The 15,024-nt window shown below is 59.8% G+C and carries 14 protein-coding genes; 5 read left to right on the plus strand and 9 right to left on the minus strand.

From position 1 onward, the window contains the following. Positions 1 to 4: 4 nt before the first annotated feature. From trbL to LB569_RS09920, 8 genes are read right to left on the minus strand one after another with little or no spacing between them, the layout of a single operon-like run. Positions 5 to 1,201, minus strand: coding sequence for a P-type conjugative transfer protein TrbL (gene trbL, locus LB569_RS09885; protein ID WP_224692057.1), 1,197 nt, complete (start codon positions 1,199 to 1,201; stop codon positions 5 to 7). After that, the gene (trbK, locus tag LB569_RS09890; protein WP_224692058.1) at positions 1,195 to 1,428 is read right to left on the minus strand and encodes an entry exclusion protein TrbK; all 234 of its coding nucleotides are present in this window, start codon (positions 1,426 to 1,428) and stop codon (positions 1,195 to 1,197) included. The genes trbL and trbK overlap by 7 nt, the downstream gene beginning before the upstream one ends. Further along, the gene (gene trbJ, locus LB569_RS09895; RefSeq protein WP_224692059.1) at positions 1,425 to 2,258 is read right to left on the minus strand and encodes a P-type conjugative transfer protein TrbJ; all 834 of its coding nucleotides are present in this window, start codon (positions 2,256 to 2,258) and stop codon (positions 1,425 to 1,427) included. The genes trbK and trbJ overlap by 4 nt, the downstream gene beginning before the upstream one ends. After that, positions 2,233 to 4,671 carry a conjugal transfer protein TrbE gene (locus LB569_RS09900; protein ID WP_224692060.1) on the minus strand — a complete coding sequence of 813 codons (2,439 nt, stop codon included), beginning with the start codon at positions 4,669 to 4,671 and terminating at the stop codon, positions 2,233 to 2,235. The genes trbJ and LB569_RS09900 overlap by 26 nt, the downstream gene beginning before the upstream one ends. A 14-nt stretch (positions 4,672 to 4,685) precedes the next feature. After that, the gene (locus LB569_RS09905) at positions 4,686 to 4,985 is read right to left on the minus strand and encodes a conjugal transfer protein TrbD (protein WP_224692061.1); all 300 of its coding nucleotides are present in this window, start codon (positions 4,983 to 4,985) and stop codon (positions 4,686 to 4,688) included. Continuing rightward, the gene (locus LB569_RS09910) at positions 4,978 to 5,361 is read right to left on the minus strand and encodes a TrbC/VirB2 family protein (RefSeq protein ID WP_224692062.1); all 384 of its coding nucleotides are present in this window, start codon (positions 5,359 to 5,361) and stop codon (positions 4,978 to 4,980) included. The genes LB569_RS09905 and LB569_RS09910 overlap by 8 nt, the downstream gene beginning before the upstream one ends. Then, positions 5,351 to 6,322, minus strand: a complete 972-nt coding sequence (gene trbB, locus LB569_RS09915; protein WP_224692063.1) for a P-type conjugative transfer ATPase TrbB — start codon at positions 6,320 to 6,322, stop codon at positions 5,351 to 5,353. The genes LB569_RS09910 and trbB overlap by 11 nt, the downstream gene beginning before the upstream one ends. Positions 6,323 to 6,365: 43 nt before the next feature. Further along, positions 6,366 to 6,995 (minus strand): acyl-homoserine-lactone synthase, encoded by a 630-nt coding sequence (locus LB569_RS09920; protein ID WP_224692064.1) that lies wholly within the window; start codon positions 6,993 to 6,995, stop codon positions 6,366 to 6,368. A gap of 212 nt (positions 6,996 to 7,207) precedes the next feature. Between LB569_RS09920 and LB569_RS09925 the strand changes: the two genes are divergently transcribed. The 5 genes from LB569_RS09925 to LB569_RS09945 all read left to right on the plus strand — a co-directional run bounded on the left by LB569_RS09925 (position 7,208) and on the right by LB569_RS09945 (position 13,901). Further along, a complete protein-coding gene (locus tag LB569_RS09925) occupies positions 7,208 to 7,924 on the plus strand; it encodes an autoinducer binding domain-containing protein (protein WP_224692065.1) in 717 nt (238 codons plus the stop codon). Positions 7,925 to 8,338: 414 nt separating this feature from the next. Beyond that, the gene (locus tag LB569_RS09930; RefSeq protein ID WP_224692066.1) at positions 8,339 to 9,829 is read left to right on the plus strand and encodes a tyrosinase family protein; all 1,491 of its coding nucleotides are present in this window, start codon (positions 8,339 to 8,341) and stop codon (positions 9,827 to 9,829) included. A 49-nt stretch (positions 9,830 to 9,878) separates the two neighbouring features. Further along, on the plus strand, positions 9,879 to 10,661 hold the full coding sequence (locus LB569_RS09935; RefSeq protein ID WP_224692067.1) for a DUF2182 domain-containing protein: 783 nt from the start codon (positions 9,879 to 9,881) through the stop codon (positions 10,659 to 10,661). 37 nt (positions 10,662 to 10,698) lie between these two features. Further along, positions 10,699 to 12,666, plus strand: coding sequence for a hypothetical protein (locus LB569_RS09940; RefSeq protein ID WP_224692068.1), 1,968 nt, complete (start codon positions 10,699 to 10,701; stop codon positions 12,664 to 12,666). 512 nt (positions 12,667 to 13,178) lie between these two features. Continuing rightward, positions 13,179 to 13,901 carry a hypothetical protein gene (locus tag LB569_RS09945; protein ID WP_224692069.1) on the plus strand — a complete coding sequence of 241 codons (723 nt, stop codon included), beginning with the start codon at positions 13,179 to 13,181 and terminating at the stop codon, positions 13,899 to 13,901. A 150-nt stretch (positions 13,902 to 14,051) separates the two neighbouring features. Here the strand turns inward: LB569_RS09945 and LB569_RS32015 are convergent, their stop codons facing one another. Beyond that, complete coding sequence (locus tag LB569_RS32015) at positions 14,052 to 14,849, minus strand: PAN domain-containing protein (protein ID WP_411970204.1); 798 nt, start codon at positions 14,847 to 14,849, stop codon at positions 14,052 to 14,054. Between the last annotated feature and the right edge of the window lie 175 nt (positions 14,850 to 15,024).

Genomic DNA, 15,024 nt, shown 5'->3' on the forward strand with positions numbered 1-15,024 from the left:
GAGGTTATTTCTTGGGGGCCGAGCCGGAGCTACCGGAACCGGGACGTTGTTTGGGCGCCAAGCGACCGGCATCGAGCTTGGCGTTGGCCAAACCGAGTGTTGACGTGCCGTAGGACCCTGGTGCGCCGATCGCCTGTGCCTTTGCGGCGGATGCCAATGCACCGCCTGCCGATCCGACACCTGAGAACACGCCCTTTACTGCCGCGGCACCGAACGATGCGCCCGACTGCCGGGCTTCGGAGTAGGTGGAAGCGCCGGCTCTCGCACCGCCATGGGCAAGAGCAGCAGCGCCAAGACCAGCCGAGGTCGCCTGCCCTCCGTGACGTATCGTTTCCATGCCGCCGGTGACAGAGACGCCCTGGACCACGCCTTGAATTATGTTTGGCACGTACATGGCGATGATGAAGATCACGACTGATATACCGGCGATCGCAAGCGTTGTGATGAACTGGTCCGATGTCGCGGTTGGTGCTTCCGCTAAACCGAGCAGCACCTCGGACCCGATACGGGCTATCATGACCAGGGCCATCAGCTTCATGCCAACCGATAAGGCGTAGACTAGATAGCGAACAGCGAAGTCCTTGGTGAAAGATGAGCCCCCAAGGCCAAGCATGATCATGCCAGCAAGCAAGCCGACATACATCTCGACCATGACCGCAACGAAAATCGCGGCGACAAGGGAGAAAGAGACGACCACCACGATCATGGCGAAGACCGCGGCGATCGCCAGTGCGTTGTCCTCGAACAAGCCGAACTTTGCCTGCTCAGACATCTTTGAAGCGACACGTATGCCGGCGTCGAAGACATTGGCGGGCGACGCTGATCCACCGTTAGCACCTATCTGAAAGAGGCTGTCGACGATTGCTTTGGCGAAGCTTGGACCTCGTTCGAGCACGAACGCGAAAAGCCCAACGAACATGATCCGTCGAACCAGCTCGGCGAACCATAAATCGAGGGAGGCAGCATTTATGGCAAGCCACACCGCGGCGATGCTGATCTCTATGCCAGCCAGGATCCAGAACAGGGAACGGGCGGCATCCATCACAGTCGTTTCCCAATCCTTGGCGGCGGTGACGACGGAGTTCTCCAGCGTTGTTAGCACCGAGCCTTCCTGGGCAAGGGCGGGAGCGCACGCCAACAGTAAAAGGGCAGCGGCGGTTACGGCGACGAACCCGAACTCACGCCTTGATTTCGTTACCATCGCGGCTTCATCTCCTGTCCATTTCGGACATTGCGACCCTGGTCACCGTGAAAGAATTTCTCCAATCGGTTGGGGTGTTCGGCATCCGATGCTGATGGTGTTGTAGGAGACGACGAACCTGTTGCAGGCATCTTGGTTGTCGTCGCCCATGCCCACACAACAATACCTCCCGCGAAGAAACTGAATAGGAACGCGAGGGCCAAACCGAGGTATGGACGGTTGCTCACCAGCGCGGCTCCATGGTCTGGCCGCTGCGAATGTCACGCGTTGGGGCATTGAAGAATTTTTCACGTCGCGCTTGTGCGAGGTCCTTCTCGGCCTGCTCGGACTGCAACCAGGTTCCCATCATCGTCGTTTGTTGAGCCAGCAGTCCGCGCAGCTTTTGGGTTTGAGCGACCTGTTGTGTCGCTATCTGATGGCCAACCTGGAGAGCCTTCATCTGCCCATCAGCCGTCTCCGACATCGAGCGGAGTTGTCGCATTGTGCCCTCCTCGCTGGAGAACTGTTCCGCGGTTAGGTTGGCTCCTTTCAATGTGCCGGCTATGGTGTCGCGGTTGGTATCTGACCAGCTTTGCCACGCGCTCGAAAAGTCCTTTCCTTCCGGCAGATTGGTCTTGAAGTCGGAATAACTCTTGAACCGCTGCTTCAGTACATCGTCGATGTTGCCCATTGAAAAGGCGATCCCCTGCCCCTGGTCCACGACGCCTTGGAGTTTGCGGAGATCGTTCTCGACTTGACCCCAAACCTGGGAAGGAAGTTTCGCCGTATTTTGCAGCATGTTTTCATAGATGCGGATCTGGTTCTGGATCTGCTCGGCAAGCTGCGTGATCTGCGTGACTTGGTTCTGGACTTGCTCGGCCGATTGGCCGACGAGGCCGACGAGTTCTGAATTGTTGAGCAGCTGGGTCCATTCCGTTGCGTTGCCAGTCGCTGCGCCCGCATTGGCAGGGATAGAAGCTACCGACGTTGATGCTACGCTTGCCGCAAGGATCAAGGCCAATGCACCAAGTGAGCTTCGCCGTGCGCGGGCGTTACCTTTGGAGCATAGTGTCGGCATTCTCGATTCCTCTTTGCTTTAGCCAAAAGGCGGGCCAATGCTGGCCGTGAACGTCGCGCAATTCTTGGATGCGCTTGAGGTCGTCCTTGCCGGCAGCGCCGACGAAGGAGAGCGTGACCGGACCAAGTGTCATATCGAACAGTCGGCGCCCTTCGGGTGAGACGACGTAATATTCGCGTTTGGGAAGGGCGGTCGCGACGATCTCGATCTGTCGCTCGTTGAACCCTATCCGTTCGTAGAACTCCCGGGTGCCGCTCTCGCGCGCAGCCCCGTTGGGCAAGCAAATCTTCGTTGGACAGGATTCCTTCAGCACGTCGATGATCCCAGACTGCTCTGCGTCAGAGATCGACTGCGTCGCGAGGATGACCGCGCAATTCGCCTTGCGCAGGACTTTGAGCCACTCCCTAATCTTGCCACGGAACACGGGATGGCCGAGCATCAGCCAGGCCTCGTCGAGGATGATGAGACTGGGCGATCCAGTGAGGCGCTTCTCGATGCGGCGGAACAGGTAGAGCAGAACCGGAATGAGGGTCCGGTCGCCCATATTCATGAGCTGCTCGATCTCGAATGTCTGGAATGACGACAGTGTCAGACCGTCGGCTTCGGCGTCGAGCAGGTGCCCCATCGGACCGTCGACCGTGTAGTGGTGAAGCGCGTCCTTGATCTCCCGCAATTGCACACCTGACAGGAAGTCCGAGAGGGATTTGCCTTCGGACCTCGCCATGAGGCCCAACTGCCGGGATATGGCATTGCGATGCTCTGGCGTAATTTTCACGCCTTGCAGCGCGATCAAGGTCTCGATCCACTCCGCGGCCCAGGCCCGATCGCCGTCGGTTCCGAGCTCCGAAAGTGGGCAGAAGGAGAGCCCCTCTCCTGCCCCGACATCGTGATGATCACCGCCGACAGCGAGCGTCAGCGGCAGCATCGACCTTCCCTTGTCGAACGCGAAGAGCTGTGCGCCCTTGTATCGCCGGAACTGCGCTGCGATCAGGCCGAGCAGCGTCGACTTGCCAGAACCGGTAGGGCCGAAGATCAGGGTGTGACCGACATCGCCGGAGTGAAGGTTGAGCCGGAATGGCGTCGAACCCGATGCGACTTGACACAGTGGCGGGGAATTCTCCGGGTAGAAGGGACAGGGAGCAACAGCACTTCCCGACCATACTGCGTTCAGCGGGATAAGGTCGGCGAGATTGCGCGTGTTGATCAGCGGCTCGCGGATGTTGGCATACCAGTTGCCTGGCAGGCTGCCGAGAAACGCCTCTGTTGCATTGAGCGTCTCGATGCGCGCGCCGAAGCCTTCGGCTTGAACAAGCCGACGCACGGCTTCCGCTTTGTCGCGAAGCCGCCGCTCGTCCTCGTCGAACATGACGATGACCGGGGTGTAGTAGCCGTAGGCGACGAGCTGCGATGACGATTCAGCGATCGCATCCTCAGCCTCGGTGACCATCATGGCGGCATCCTGGTCGATTGATCGGGAGTTCGTCTGAAAAAGCTGGTCGAAGAAAGGGCGCACCTTCTGCTGCCACTTCCTGCGGGTTCGTTCGAGTTTTTGGCGAGCCTCTATTGCGTCGAGGAATACGAAGCGCGACGACCAGCGATAGGTCAGCGGCATTAGGTCGAGCGAGTTGAGGATGCCGGGCCAGCTTTCGGCTGGGAAACCGTCGATCGCCACCACCGCGAGATACCGGTCATCGACCAGTGGCGACAGGCCATGGTGGAAATCGGCCGTCACCAGGAAATCGAGATACATCGGGATCGCCGGCAGCTTGATCGGATGGTTCTCGCCGACGATGCAGAAGCGGACGAACTGCAGGAGTTCGTCATACTTTGCGATCCGGGTCCCGCCGCGCTCGCGTGTTTCCTGCGTGACCATCCGTCTGATTGAAAGCACATTCGCCATGTACTGTTCGAACTCACGGATCGCGCTCCGGAAATATCCCAGCACGGTGTCGGCGAAGCGCTCATTTCGCGAGGCGTCGTCGGAATAGACATACTTGGCTAAGGCCGATTTACTCTTCTCGGCGGGGCGATAGGTGAGGAGGATCGCGTGCTGGCTTTCGAAGTGCCCGCTCTCTGCCTCGAAATGCCTTCGGCGCTCGTCGTCGATGGAGGCGCTCACCGGGTCGGGGAAATGTGCGTCCTCGCGCTGCGGGTAGCTAGTGGTGGGCACGCGCACGGCTTCGACCTGGATCATCCAGCCTGTGCCGAGGCGAGCCAGGATCGCGTTGATCTGGCGCGAAATCTCGTTGCGCTCGAAATCGGTCGAGCTTTCGGAATCCGGCCCGGCAAAGTACCAGCCGGCAAGCAGCGAGCCGTCCTTGAGGAGAAGGATGCCGTTGTCCACGAGACCCGCGTAGGGGAGCAGGTCCGAAAACGATGGACTGGAACTGCGGAATTTCTTGAGCGCAACCATGATCGACGCCGTGCTCAGTATGCCCGCCAGGGCGTCGAGGTCGGCCGGTAGTGCGGCCTGTAGCGGATGTGGCGCGTATAGACGGACCGCATCATGGGATCGGCCTTGGCCATCATCCGAAGTATGCCGACGATGAAGATCCAGATCGCCATGCCAAGCAGCACGGAGAACCAGGTAAGAACGACGAAGATCAGGATGACGCTTGCCAAGCCCGTTACAAGCACGAGCTCCCGGTCCGCGCCGAACATGAGGTTCGGTCGGGAAAGCGCGCGATGGATCCTCACGCGGTGGAGGTGGCTGACACGCTCAGTCATCAGTAGCGGCCGTCGAGAACGTGGACTTCCGTCCATCAACGGTTGCTTCCATGGACGGGCCGACCGATGCGCCGCCGGCGCCGAACAGCCCGACAATCTGCGTCGCGCCCAGAAGGATGCCTGCAACAAGTACGACATAGACCAGCCGTCGTGCGAAATCGTTCAATTCGCCGCCAAAGATCAGCATCGCCCCGGCGATCGCCACGGCTGCCAGTGCAATTGTCCCCGCGACCGGTCCGTTGATCGACTGCTGAATCTGTTGGAGCGGACCTTCCCACGGTAGTCCACCCCCTCCCCCAGCGGCGAATGCTGGTCGGCCGAGTAAGGTAGAAAATCCGATCAATCCATATGCTGCTTTGATCGCTTTACGCGACATGGCGGTGCCCCTCTTCGCTGCCGTGGGATTCGATGCGGTACTGACGGTCGCGGTATCCTTCGATGACCAGCAATTCTCGAACACGGCGGCCCTTTGGCGTTCGTTCGATCGAGATGACCAGGTCAACCGCCTCGCCGATGATTTCTGGCATCGGGTTCGAGCTGACCTCGGCTGTCAGTTGCTCGAGACGCGTCAACGCTGAAAGCGCGCTGTTCGCGTGAATGGTGGCGATGCCGCCGGGGTGGCCGGTATTCCAGGCCTTGAGCAATGTCAGAGCTGCCCCATCACGGACCTCGCCGACGATGATCCGATCCGGCCTCAGACGCATCGTGGATTTGAGGAGCCGGCTCATATCCACGGCGTCCGTCGTATGGAGTGCGACCGCGTTTTCAGCCGCGCATTGGATCTCTGCTGTATCCTCGAGAATGACCAGCCGGTGTTCGGGCGTGAGGCTGACGATCTCGCCAATCACAGCGTTGGTGAGCGTGGTTTTACCTGTTCCTGTGCCGCCGGATACGATGATGTTCATGCGGTTCTCGACGGCGTTGCGGATGACCGAAGCCTGGTACCCGGTCATAATTTTGTCGCGCACGTAACTATCGAGCGGGAACACTCGCGTGGCGCGCTTGCGGATCGTGAAGACCGGCGCTGCGACCACTGGCGACAACAGTCCCTCGAACCGATGGCCGCCGATCGGCAACTCGCCGGAGATGATCGGCCGGTTTGGGGTCACTTCGGTTCCGAGTGCGTGCGCAACCGTGCCGATAATCGTCTCGGCTGCCTGCGGCGCCAGGCTGCCGGCCAGCGTGATCGGTTCGCCGATCCGTTCGACGAATAGTTGGCCATCGGGATTGAGCATGATCTCGACGACGAGCGCATCATCGAGCGAGTTGCAGATCGTGCTGCCCAATGCCTCGAGGAGTTTGCGGACGAGACGATCGTGTGATTGCGACGTGGGCATCGGGATGCGATCTTTTCTGGATGCTATGTGTGATGGCCGATCCTCACGCCGCGAGCGCGAGGTGATTGGTGAATAGTGGTTGGTAGCCCTCCGGCTGGACGCGAAGGGCATTCTCGGGAGTTGCGGGAATGATTCCGGCGATCGCGATGGTGTTTCCAATGGGATGCGGCGCGCCAAGCCGCTTGAACGGCAGACCCGCCCTGCCGAGAATCCTTTCGAAACGAAGGTCGGTGACGGTCGCGACTTCCGTGTAGCCATTGGCCAACGACCATTGCAGAATGCCTGCGAACAGCGCCAACGTCGCCTTGTGGAGTCCTCGGGCCGCATTTTTCATGCCAAGCTCCGTGTCCACGCAGAACCGGGAACTTTCGACCATTCCAGGATGGCAAGGCACCGGGCGGCCATCAAGAAGGATCGGAAACGTTCTGCCCAGCATTGTCGGCCCGGTGCCTGGGAGAAGCCTGGCGCAGCCGACGACAGCGTGTAGATCATCCGTCACGGCGAGGAGGTAGGTCGGATCGAGTGCATCGTACTCGTCGACTTCGCGCCCAGCCTCGACTGTTACAGTCCAGTCGAGGCGCTGCCTGAACACGCGCGCTCGTAGCGCGTGCATTTGATCAATGAGCCTGTTGCCTACGCTGTTTTCGCCGTTCCGGACCTCAACAAGCCGCATGCCTTTTTCTCCGCGTTGCTTCGACGACGCGAAAAAAACAGGGTTCGAGCAGGCGGGCCATTTCGGGTTTCCGAAGGTCGTTCAGGTTGCGAAGGGTCCCCAGCGGATGACTGGTCCTCTAGCGGGGGTTGTATTTTGGAGGTTGATCTCACTCCTTGAACTTGAATAAGAGAACCACCTTATGAGGCTGGGGCAGCACGAAAGGAGAGTTGATGAAGTCTCTGAAGCCACAGTTTGAAACGCTGCGGGACTGGTTGAAATTAGCGCAAGATAAGTCCGCCATTGACCAGGCTTTGCGCAGGTTCGCAAACGCCCAAGGCTATGAATGGTTCACCTATCTTTCAGTCCACGAAGCTGACGTGTACGGCATGTCGAACTATCCGGTGGAGTGGCAGAAGCACTATCTCGACAGCGGACTCGCCAAGGTGGACCCTGTCGTGGAAGCGGTATCCCCGAGACGCGGAGCCTATGCCTGGTCGGAGAACGGGTTGCCCGTTCCCGCAAGAAAGTCTCACCGAATATTCTTTGGCGAAGCCCGAAATTTCGGTATCCGTTCGGGGATCTCTATCCCGATCTTCGACGGGTTCGGAAGGCGTGCCCTCTTCACCTTCTCGTCCCGTGACAGGAAACCGGATACGACGATGCTGGCGGACGGTTACTCCGTTCTGACACTTGGTGCCTTCGTTGATGGCTATCTGCAGAGCCGCAGTGACCATGACCTGATGAGCACAGCGCCCTCCCCTCTAACGAGCTATCAGCTGGAATGCCTGGCGTGGCTCCTGCAGGGCAAGACCAACGACGATATCGCAGCACTGCGCAACGTCAGTCGGCGAGCTGTCGAGTTTCAGTTGCAAAACATCCGTCGGAAGCTCAACGTCGTGACCACCTACCAGGCCCTCGGCATAGCGATAAAGCGCAAGTGGATTTGAGGTTTCGCTCAGATGGCTCCTATCAGGAGGCTCTGCTGCGGGATGATATGCGTGAGCCGCGCCGCCCGAAATCAGACCTGCTTGGCATCGAGCGTGCACAGATTTCCCGCCGTTCATCGGTCTCGTCGCGCAGCCAGGTGTGCGCCGCCTGCACGGCGTCGCCTCCTCGCTGCATATAGTCCAGCGCAAAGCTCACAATGACGGCCAGTTCATCGACGAACGTCGGTCGAAGCGAGATTTGATGCAATCGGTGACGGGTTGTTGCAATCCTCAGAGTTAAGCTAGGATGGTTACAATTCTTCCAGACTATCAAGAAGTAATATGGTATGTTGGCCAAGCAAGGCTACGTAAGCGTGCGTCAAAGCACCTCGGCAAGGTGGAACGGGTCGGCAGTAGCTGAAAACGGGGGGCAAGATGGTCGGCAAACGCGAGGACGCCTGGAAGCTGGGCGCAGGTTGGAACGAAACGTTCCTTTGGTACGCAAAGGCCGTGAACGAGCTAAAGACACGCCCCGTCACGGACAGGACGAGCTGGCGCTATCTCGCCGCGATGCATCAGTTTGACCGCGATCTTTGGGTCGACCTCAAAATCATCGACAAGAAGACGCCGCTTCCACCTGCCAGTGACACCGATGTCGCCTGGAACCAGTGCCAGCATTCCTCCTTCTACTTCCTCCCCTGGCATCGCGGCTATCTCGCGCGCTTTGAGGAAATCATCGCGGCAACCGTCGTCTCGCTTGGCGGAAAAGCTGGCTGGAAACTGCCTTATTGGAATTATCTCGATGCGACCAACCCTAACGCGCGCAAGATACCCGAAGCATTTCTCCTGAAGTTTCTTCCCGATGGCAAGACGCGGAACCCGCTTGAGGATGTTCCGCGCTATGGCCAGAAAGTCCTCGGCCCAGAGCCGAAGCTGCAGATCGATGACATCGACCTGTCTGCGATGGGCGAACCCGATTTCACCGGCTCAGTTAGTTTTGGGGGCAGCAGGACGCTCTTCTCCAATCCCGATATCGGCGTACGGGGCCAACTGGAGAATGCGCCGCATGGTTCGGTCCATGTCCTTGTCGGTGGGGCCCGTCCGGCCAACGCGGGCGAAGGCTTCCTTTCCGCCTTCGAGACGGCCGGACTGGATCCCTTGTTCTGGCTTCACCACTGCAACATAGATAGGCTGTGGGCCGCTTGGATGACCAAGCCTGGGGTTCGGATGGAGGCGGGCAAGCAATGGCTCGACGGTCCGTCCGACCGCGCCTTCGCCGTTCCGAAGGCCGATGGCTCGGGATTGGAAAACTACACGGCGCGCGATACTCTGGCCGGCGGCAAATTCTATCCTGAGTATGACGACCTGCACGCGGGTACCGGTGTTCCGATCCCGCCCATCGGCGGCGTAGCCGTCAGCGTCGCACAAGGACCAGCGGCAATGGCTGAACCAAAGGTCATAGGAGCAAACAGCGAGAAGGTTACGGTCGGCGATAAACCAGTCGAAACTGCCGTGAAGATCGCCCCGGTAGAGGGCAAGGCGATGGTTACAGCCATGGGACCGAATGCGCCCGCAGCGGCCGCGGGCAAGCGGACGTTCCTCAAGTTCGAGAATATCCGCGGCGTGAGCATCGCAGGCGGCCTGAAGGCCTACGTCAATGTTCCGGCCGGCGCCGAAGATGCTCCGCCACAGGATCATGTCGCAGGCAGCGCCGCGCTGTTCGGCCTTGCCAGCGCCTCCAAGGTCGACGGCCAGCATGGCGGCAACGGGCTCACTCTCGTTTTCGACATCTCTGATCTTGCCCGACGCCTTGTTGACAAGGGCGATTTCGATCCCGCGCATCTGCGGGTGAAAATCGTCTCGGCACACGACGGCGGTGACGCGGCCCCAATTACGATCGAACGCGTTAGCGTCCTTCGAGGCTGATGCGGCCGCCCTGCTCTTTTTGTGGCGTAAAGGGGGCTTCGTGCGATTAATGTTGCTGAAAAGCCTGCTCGCGCCGCCCTTCAGGACTCCGGTTTTGGTGGCGGGCGCTGCTCTGGTAATGTCGTCAGCGATCGACATCCACGCGGATATGACGCTTCTGTGTGGAAGCACTGCCGATCATTTGCCATTCGACGCGATCGTCGCCAGCGTGCAGTTCCTGATTGCGACCAATCCACCGGCGATGCTGGCACTGTCGTGGCTTGCGATGCTGGTCGGGATGATGACGCCGCTCATAGCCTTGCCGTTGTTGCATGTCCGTGCCTCCAGCCTCGTCAGCCGACGATGGCGTGCCGCGGCGGCTTTTCTGCTGGGTTATTTCGGCGTTTGGTCTATGGCGGGCATCCCGCTTCTCGCGCTTGCGCTCACGCTTCGCATTCAGGCCGGCAGCGCGTTGGCCGCCTTCATGATGGCGTGCCTGCTGGCGCTGCTGTGGAGCGCAAGCCCGCTGCAAATGGCCGCGCAGAACCGGGCGCACCGGCTGCGGCGTATAGGCCTGTTTGGGCTTGCGGCCGATCGCGACTGTATGGCGTTCGGGGCGGCTCTGGGCGGATGGTGTTTTGCTAGTTGCTGGGCCTGGATGCTGGTTCCGATGTTTGTCTCGCACGGACACATCCCTGCAATGCTCGCAGTCGCCGCCATCGTGATGGCCGAGCGACTGAAAGGCCCCGGACCCTTGCGGTGGCGCGTCCCCGTAGTCTTGGCGGCATCGGTCGCCTGGACAGGACGCGCGATAATCCGCGGCCGGCGTGAAGGGACCTTGGATTATGTCTAGGAAGTGTCTTGCCATCGGAGTCAGCAGTGTCGATCCCGTGGACGCCGCTGCTGACGAATTTCCCTATCTCGATGGAGCCGTCGTCGCCGCAGAGACGATCGGCCAATGGGCGCTCCATTCGGGCTTTGCGGCCTCAGACGTCGTGGTCCTGACCGACAAAGGCGCCAACCGCATCACGGACAGGTCGCTCCAGGATGCGTTCGATCAGCTGGTGCCCGCAGGCACGCAGGTCGACCATTTTGTGTTGGCATTCACCGGTCATGGTCTGACCGGCATCAATGATGACACGACCTACTGGCTGCTCAGCGATTCCCTCGGCCAGGGCTATAATATTTTCGTCGAGGAGTTGCGGCGCCAGCTTTACGCATACGGCATCCAGCACCTAACAATCTTCAGCGATGCGTGTCGTGCCATTGCCAATAGCCGCGATCTTCGTGGCTTATTGCCTCGGCCCGGGGTGCGCAAACGCCACCAACAGCCTGTCGCCGATATCGAGGTCGCGCGTTTCAACGCCTGCCAGGACGCGACAAGTGCTTTCATGGTCCGGGTGCCTGGTGCCGCTGCGCCAGGTAAATGTATCTTCTCGGGCGTTTTGGCCGAGGCCCTGTGGGGTCGCGTACCGGCCGCGTTTGACGGTTCGGTGGTAGACAGTTCCTCGCTCGGCCGCGGGCTTCGGGCCGCAGCCAAGGAACGGGCAACGCAATACAACTTGACACTGGTCCCAGGCGGCAGCGCCTTCTTCGACAAGGTCGTCTACTTCGATCAAGCGTCGCCGCCATTGCCGCCCGATCCTGATCTCGCCCCCTGGCCGCCCACCGAAGATGTGCAGGCTGCCTCAGCCGGTGCTGTCGCAGCTGGAGCCAAGCTGCCGTTAGCTCCGAACGTCTTCAAATCCGTGCTCGAAAACGTGGCAATCCGCACCACCATACTTGGGCCTTCGTTTGGCGAATGCCATCCCGACATCGATACCAGGAAGGCCTTTCCTGGCTTGCCGAAGATTGCAAAGCCGCTCGTCGAAAGCGTGAGTCAGGCGCGCCGGCGTCTAGCCTCGCCAGATGTATCGAATCCGGGCAGGAAAGTGCTTTCAGATCAGGTCGCGGATCAGTTGAAGACGCTGGAAGCGCTCGCTGCCGGCGAGGCTCGCAAGAAGAAGGCCAATACCCTACGCACGTCCTTGGAACGAGCCGCTTTGCCTCCGCGCGACGAAGAAGTGCGCCTCGTCGTCAATGGCGCGGTAAAGCAGATATGGTCTGAAAAACCGATCCATCGGGTTGGTCGCGGAACGAGATCGATTGAGTTTGCGCCTTCCAGTCGCGACGACGAAGGCTTGCGGATGGTTGAATTCGCGGACGGCCTGCTCGCTCCGGTCTGGCTCTATCCCGATCTGGTTTGCACGCTGCTGCGCGACCGCGATGGCGTCGCAGCCATCAGCTATCGTCACGTTTACGGCGGCAACACTGGAACCAGTGTCGCGGCGAGAGCGATCAGCCGGCTGGTGACGGGCGGTCTGTCAGTTGCGGAAGTCGACAGCCTCGCGACCGAACTGAGACATGAGAAGCATGTCAATCCCACGTTGGGCGCAATCGCGGCCTACTGTTACGATGTAACTGGAGATCTGAATTCCGTCCGCCGTATGGCGGCCTACTACGGCCAGAAGGGTCAGGCTGCCCCGTACGACATCGTGTTCCTTGGCATGATCGAGAATAATGGAGAAATGGCCCAGGTGCCTGACGTTCCCAAGGACAGGACCCGTGCTGAGGCTGATGGACCTGTTTGGCTGATGGCCAGGACCAACGCAGTCGATGTCCGTATTGCCGGCCTTTGCCCTTGGCTTCGTCAGGGTTGGGATTATCTCGCCGCACCGGAGGATGCGGAACGGCCGCTCGTCGACGGTCTGGACCGGTTCCGTCCCCATCTCACCCGCTCTGTATTCACCACGTTGGGCAGGATCGGTGGCAGAGCACTCGCCGAAAAATGGCAGTTGATGCCAAATCTACAGGTATAAATTCACCGCGGCATCGCATGGTCTTCCCAGCTGCTCAGCGGAATCTTCGTCGAAGCGTGCCTACAGGTGCTGGCCTCTGTGTTGCTACCAAGTTCCGCGAAAACCGCACACCAGAAACGATAGTCGGCTTGGCGCCCCGTCGAAGTGTGCGATAAAGCGCACGTGCTGCGGCAGTTGTCGCGCTTGAACCATGAGCTCGATAGCTGCTTATACCGTCGCCGGTTCATTGGTCAGTTTCCAGACGGACAGATTGCTGTGTTCGGCTGCGTCAAAGCTGAAGGAATCTGGGCTAACTTTGGCACGCCAACGCCCTCCCGCGGGTTGGTCCGGCGAGGGCAGCGGAGCGCACTACCAGGCCGACCGTTAATGTACTCCCGCCCAAGGGCTTGGCGGGGTCGAGCCTTCAGATCCATACGGTGCCATCATGTATCGGTTGAAAGGCCCTGTGAATGAATGCCATATGGCATTGGCTATTTTGGGGGCGAACTATGAAATGTCTTGGGGCAACCGTATTGGTTTTCTGCGGCATTGCGTCGGCCAGCGGGGCACAGGCTTCCTGCTACGACATCTCGAAAGGCCAGCCGTCGCAGCTGAGTGGCGAACTCTATCGTCGGATACTTCCTGGGCCGCCGAACTACAAGGACGTGCAGGCAGGAGATCAGCCCGAGCCGACCTACTTATTGGAACTGGATGCCGACATCTGCCTTGAGGGCGAGCACTTGGCGGATCCCGAATCCAGTTTCCGCGAAGTCCACGTCGTCCCGATCGGCGGCATGGACGGCGCCATGGCGTCGTTAATCGGACGCCGCGTCACTGTCGGCATCGTTGATCGATGGGCTGCGGAGAACGCACACCACCGAGCCCCACTCATGGCCATTGTCGGGAGCATCGCGCCTGAAGAGGACAATACTGAACAGAACGGCACAGCGGCGACTGTCGTGAGGGCGTTTTACCTGGCCCTCGGGAGTGGGGACGGCAACGAGGCGGCCCGGTATGTCGTTGCTGGAAAGACCGCCAAGGGTCCTCTCTCCGCGGCCGCCCTGAGCGGATTCTACGGAGGGATGCAGGCGCCGCTTAAGCTTCTCGGCATCCGAGCGAAGTCAGAAGACTTGTTCCTCGTCAGCTATTCATTTAGGAAGGGCGCGATCACATGCACCGGCCGCGCCGAAGTGAGGACCGTGAACGAGGGTGGCAAGGACTACATCGAAGGCATAAATGCACTCGACGGCTGCTGATTGATCGGGCGATTGCCCATCTTGCGGAGCTTGCGCTCGCACATCAACGTTGAAGGCTTGGGACACTCCGATCAGAATAGTTTGGCTTATCCCCCACCTGCCTTCGGTTCGGGTTCACTGCTCCGCCGACCCGCAGTGAAGCCAATGAAGTTATTCGTGACTAAGCCATACGTCGATGCGGTAGCGGTCTGATCCTTGCATGGGCAATAGGCCGTCCGCGCGCGTTCCCACTCCGGCGGCGCGAAGGATCGCACGCATCTCCTCCAGCGCCGCTCCGATCCTCCACTCCTCTACGCTCGATGAGGCATAGCCAAGGGCCTTTGGGACCTGCGCGCATTGCGGTGTGGTGCTCCTGTCAAACTGTTCAATTCTGCCCGGTATGAGACGCAATGATTCAAAAACAAATTCGTTGATGGACCTTCGAAGGGAGTCTGCATCGACCGGGGCTCCACTGCAGACATTGATATAGACCCAGCCTATCGGCCTCGGGTCGCCGGGAATTGGCCGATACCTCACCTTGCGACCGCTGATGTCCGGCGGCTGCGCGTGCGCGACTGCGGGTTTGGGCTGGGCGGTGGAAGGCTCCTCGGGCGGGTTTGAGGGAGGACGATAGCCGGCAATCACGTTTCTCGTGGCCGCCATCGAAAGGCGATTATCGCTGGCGGAGCTGACGCTCGCCAAAAGCCGACAAATGCCGCTCACAGACGAGTGGTCAAAACCGATACAGCCAGAACGCGAGGTGCAGAGGGATCGACATGCCTGTAGGGGTGCGATGACCTCCGCGCTGACGCTCCCGTTCAGTGCGGTCCCAGGATACTCGAAGAGCACCGTCGCGGTCTGTGCGCCGATCGGTTGAACCCCAACGAGAAGGGCGAGAGCTGCCAGAGATGAGCCGGCGGCTCCAAGCAGGAGCTCTCGGAAGCCGCCGCGAAAAAAATACGCAAACATGTTTCCTCGGTGCTGTTTCGAGTGCTGCTAACGTCGCCTAATATCTTTTCCTCTGGGTGAAACCCTGCGGGTTCGGCAATATATCCCGCCCCGACCATATCCTGCAGAATTTGCAATTCCAGTTCAAATGCAGGAGGCGCAAAGCGAAATCAGACTCAAACTGGAAACTGTTGAT

Source organism: Mesorhizobium sp. BH1-1-4, from assembly GCF_020165665.1.
Taxonomy (GTDB): Bacteria; Pseudomonadota; Alphaproteobacteria; order Rhizobiales; family Rhizobiaceae; genus Mesorhizobium.

Excerpts from the sequence above, each read along its gene's own strand:
- trbL (WP_224692057.1), bottom strand. The coding sequence starts at position 1,201 with ATGGTAACGAAATCAAGGCGTGAGTTCGGGTTCGTCGCCGTAACCGCC.
- trbJ (WP_224692059.1), bottom strand. The coding sequence starts at position 2,258 with ATGCCGACACTATGCTCCAAAGGTAACGCCCGCGCACGGCGAAGCTCA.
- LB569_RS09900 (WP_224692060.1), bottom strand. The coding sequence starts at position 4,671 with ATGGTTGCGCTCAAGAAATTCCGCAGTTCCAGTCCATCGTTTTCGGAC.
- LB569_RS09905 (WP_224692061.1), bottom strand. The coding sequence starts at position 4,985 with ATGACTGAGCGTGTCAGCCACCTCCACCGCGTGAGGATCCATCGCGCG.
- LB569_RS09910 (WP_224692062.1), bottom strand. The coding sequence starts at position 5,361 with ATGTCGCGTAAAGCGATCAAAGCAGCATATGGATTGATCGGATTTTCT.
- trbB (WP_224692063.1), bottom strand. The coding sequence starts at position 6,322 with ATGCCCACGTCGCAATCACACGATCGTCTCGTCCGCAAACTCCTCGAG.
- LB569_RS09920 (WP_224692064.1), bottom strand. The coding sequence starts at position 6,995 with ATGCGGCTTGTTGAGGTCCGGAACGGCGAAAACAGCGTAGGCAACAGG.
- LB569_RS09925 (WP_224692065.1), top strand. The coding sequence starts at position 7,208 with ATGAAGTCTCTGAAGCCACAGTTTGAAACGCTGCGGGACTGGTTGAAA.
- LB569_RS09930 (WP_224692066.1), top strand. The coding sequence starts at position 8,339 with ATGGTCGGCAAACGCGAGGACGCCTGGAAGCTGGGCGCAGGTTGGAAC.
- LB569_RS09935 (WP_224692067.1), top strand. The coding sequence starts at position 9,879 with ATGTTGCTGAAAAGCCTGCTCGCGCCGCCCTTCAGGACTCCGGTTTTG.
- LB569_RS32015 (WP_411970204.1), bottom strand. The coding sequence starts at position 14,849 with ATGTTTGCGTATTTTTTTCGCGGCGGCTTCCGAGAGCTCCTGCTTGGA.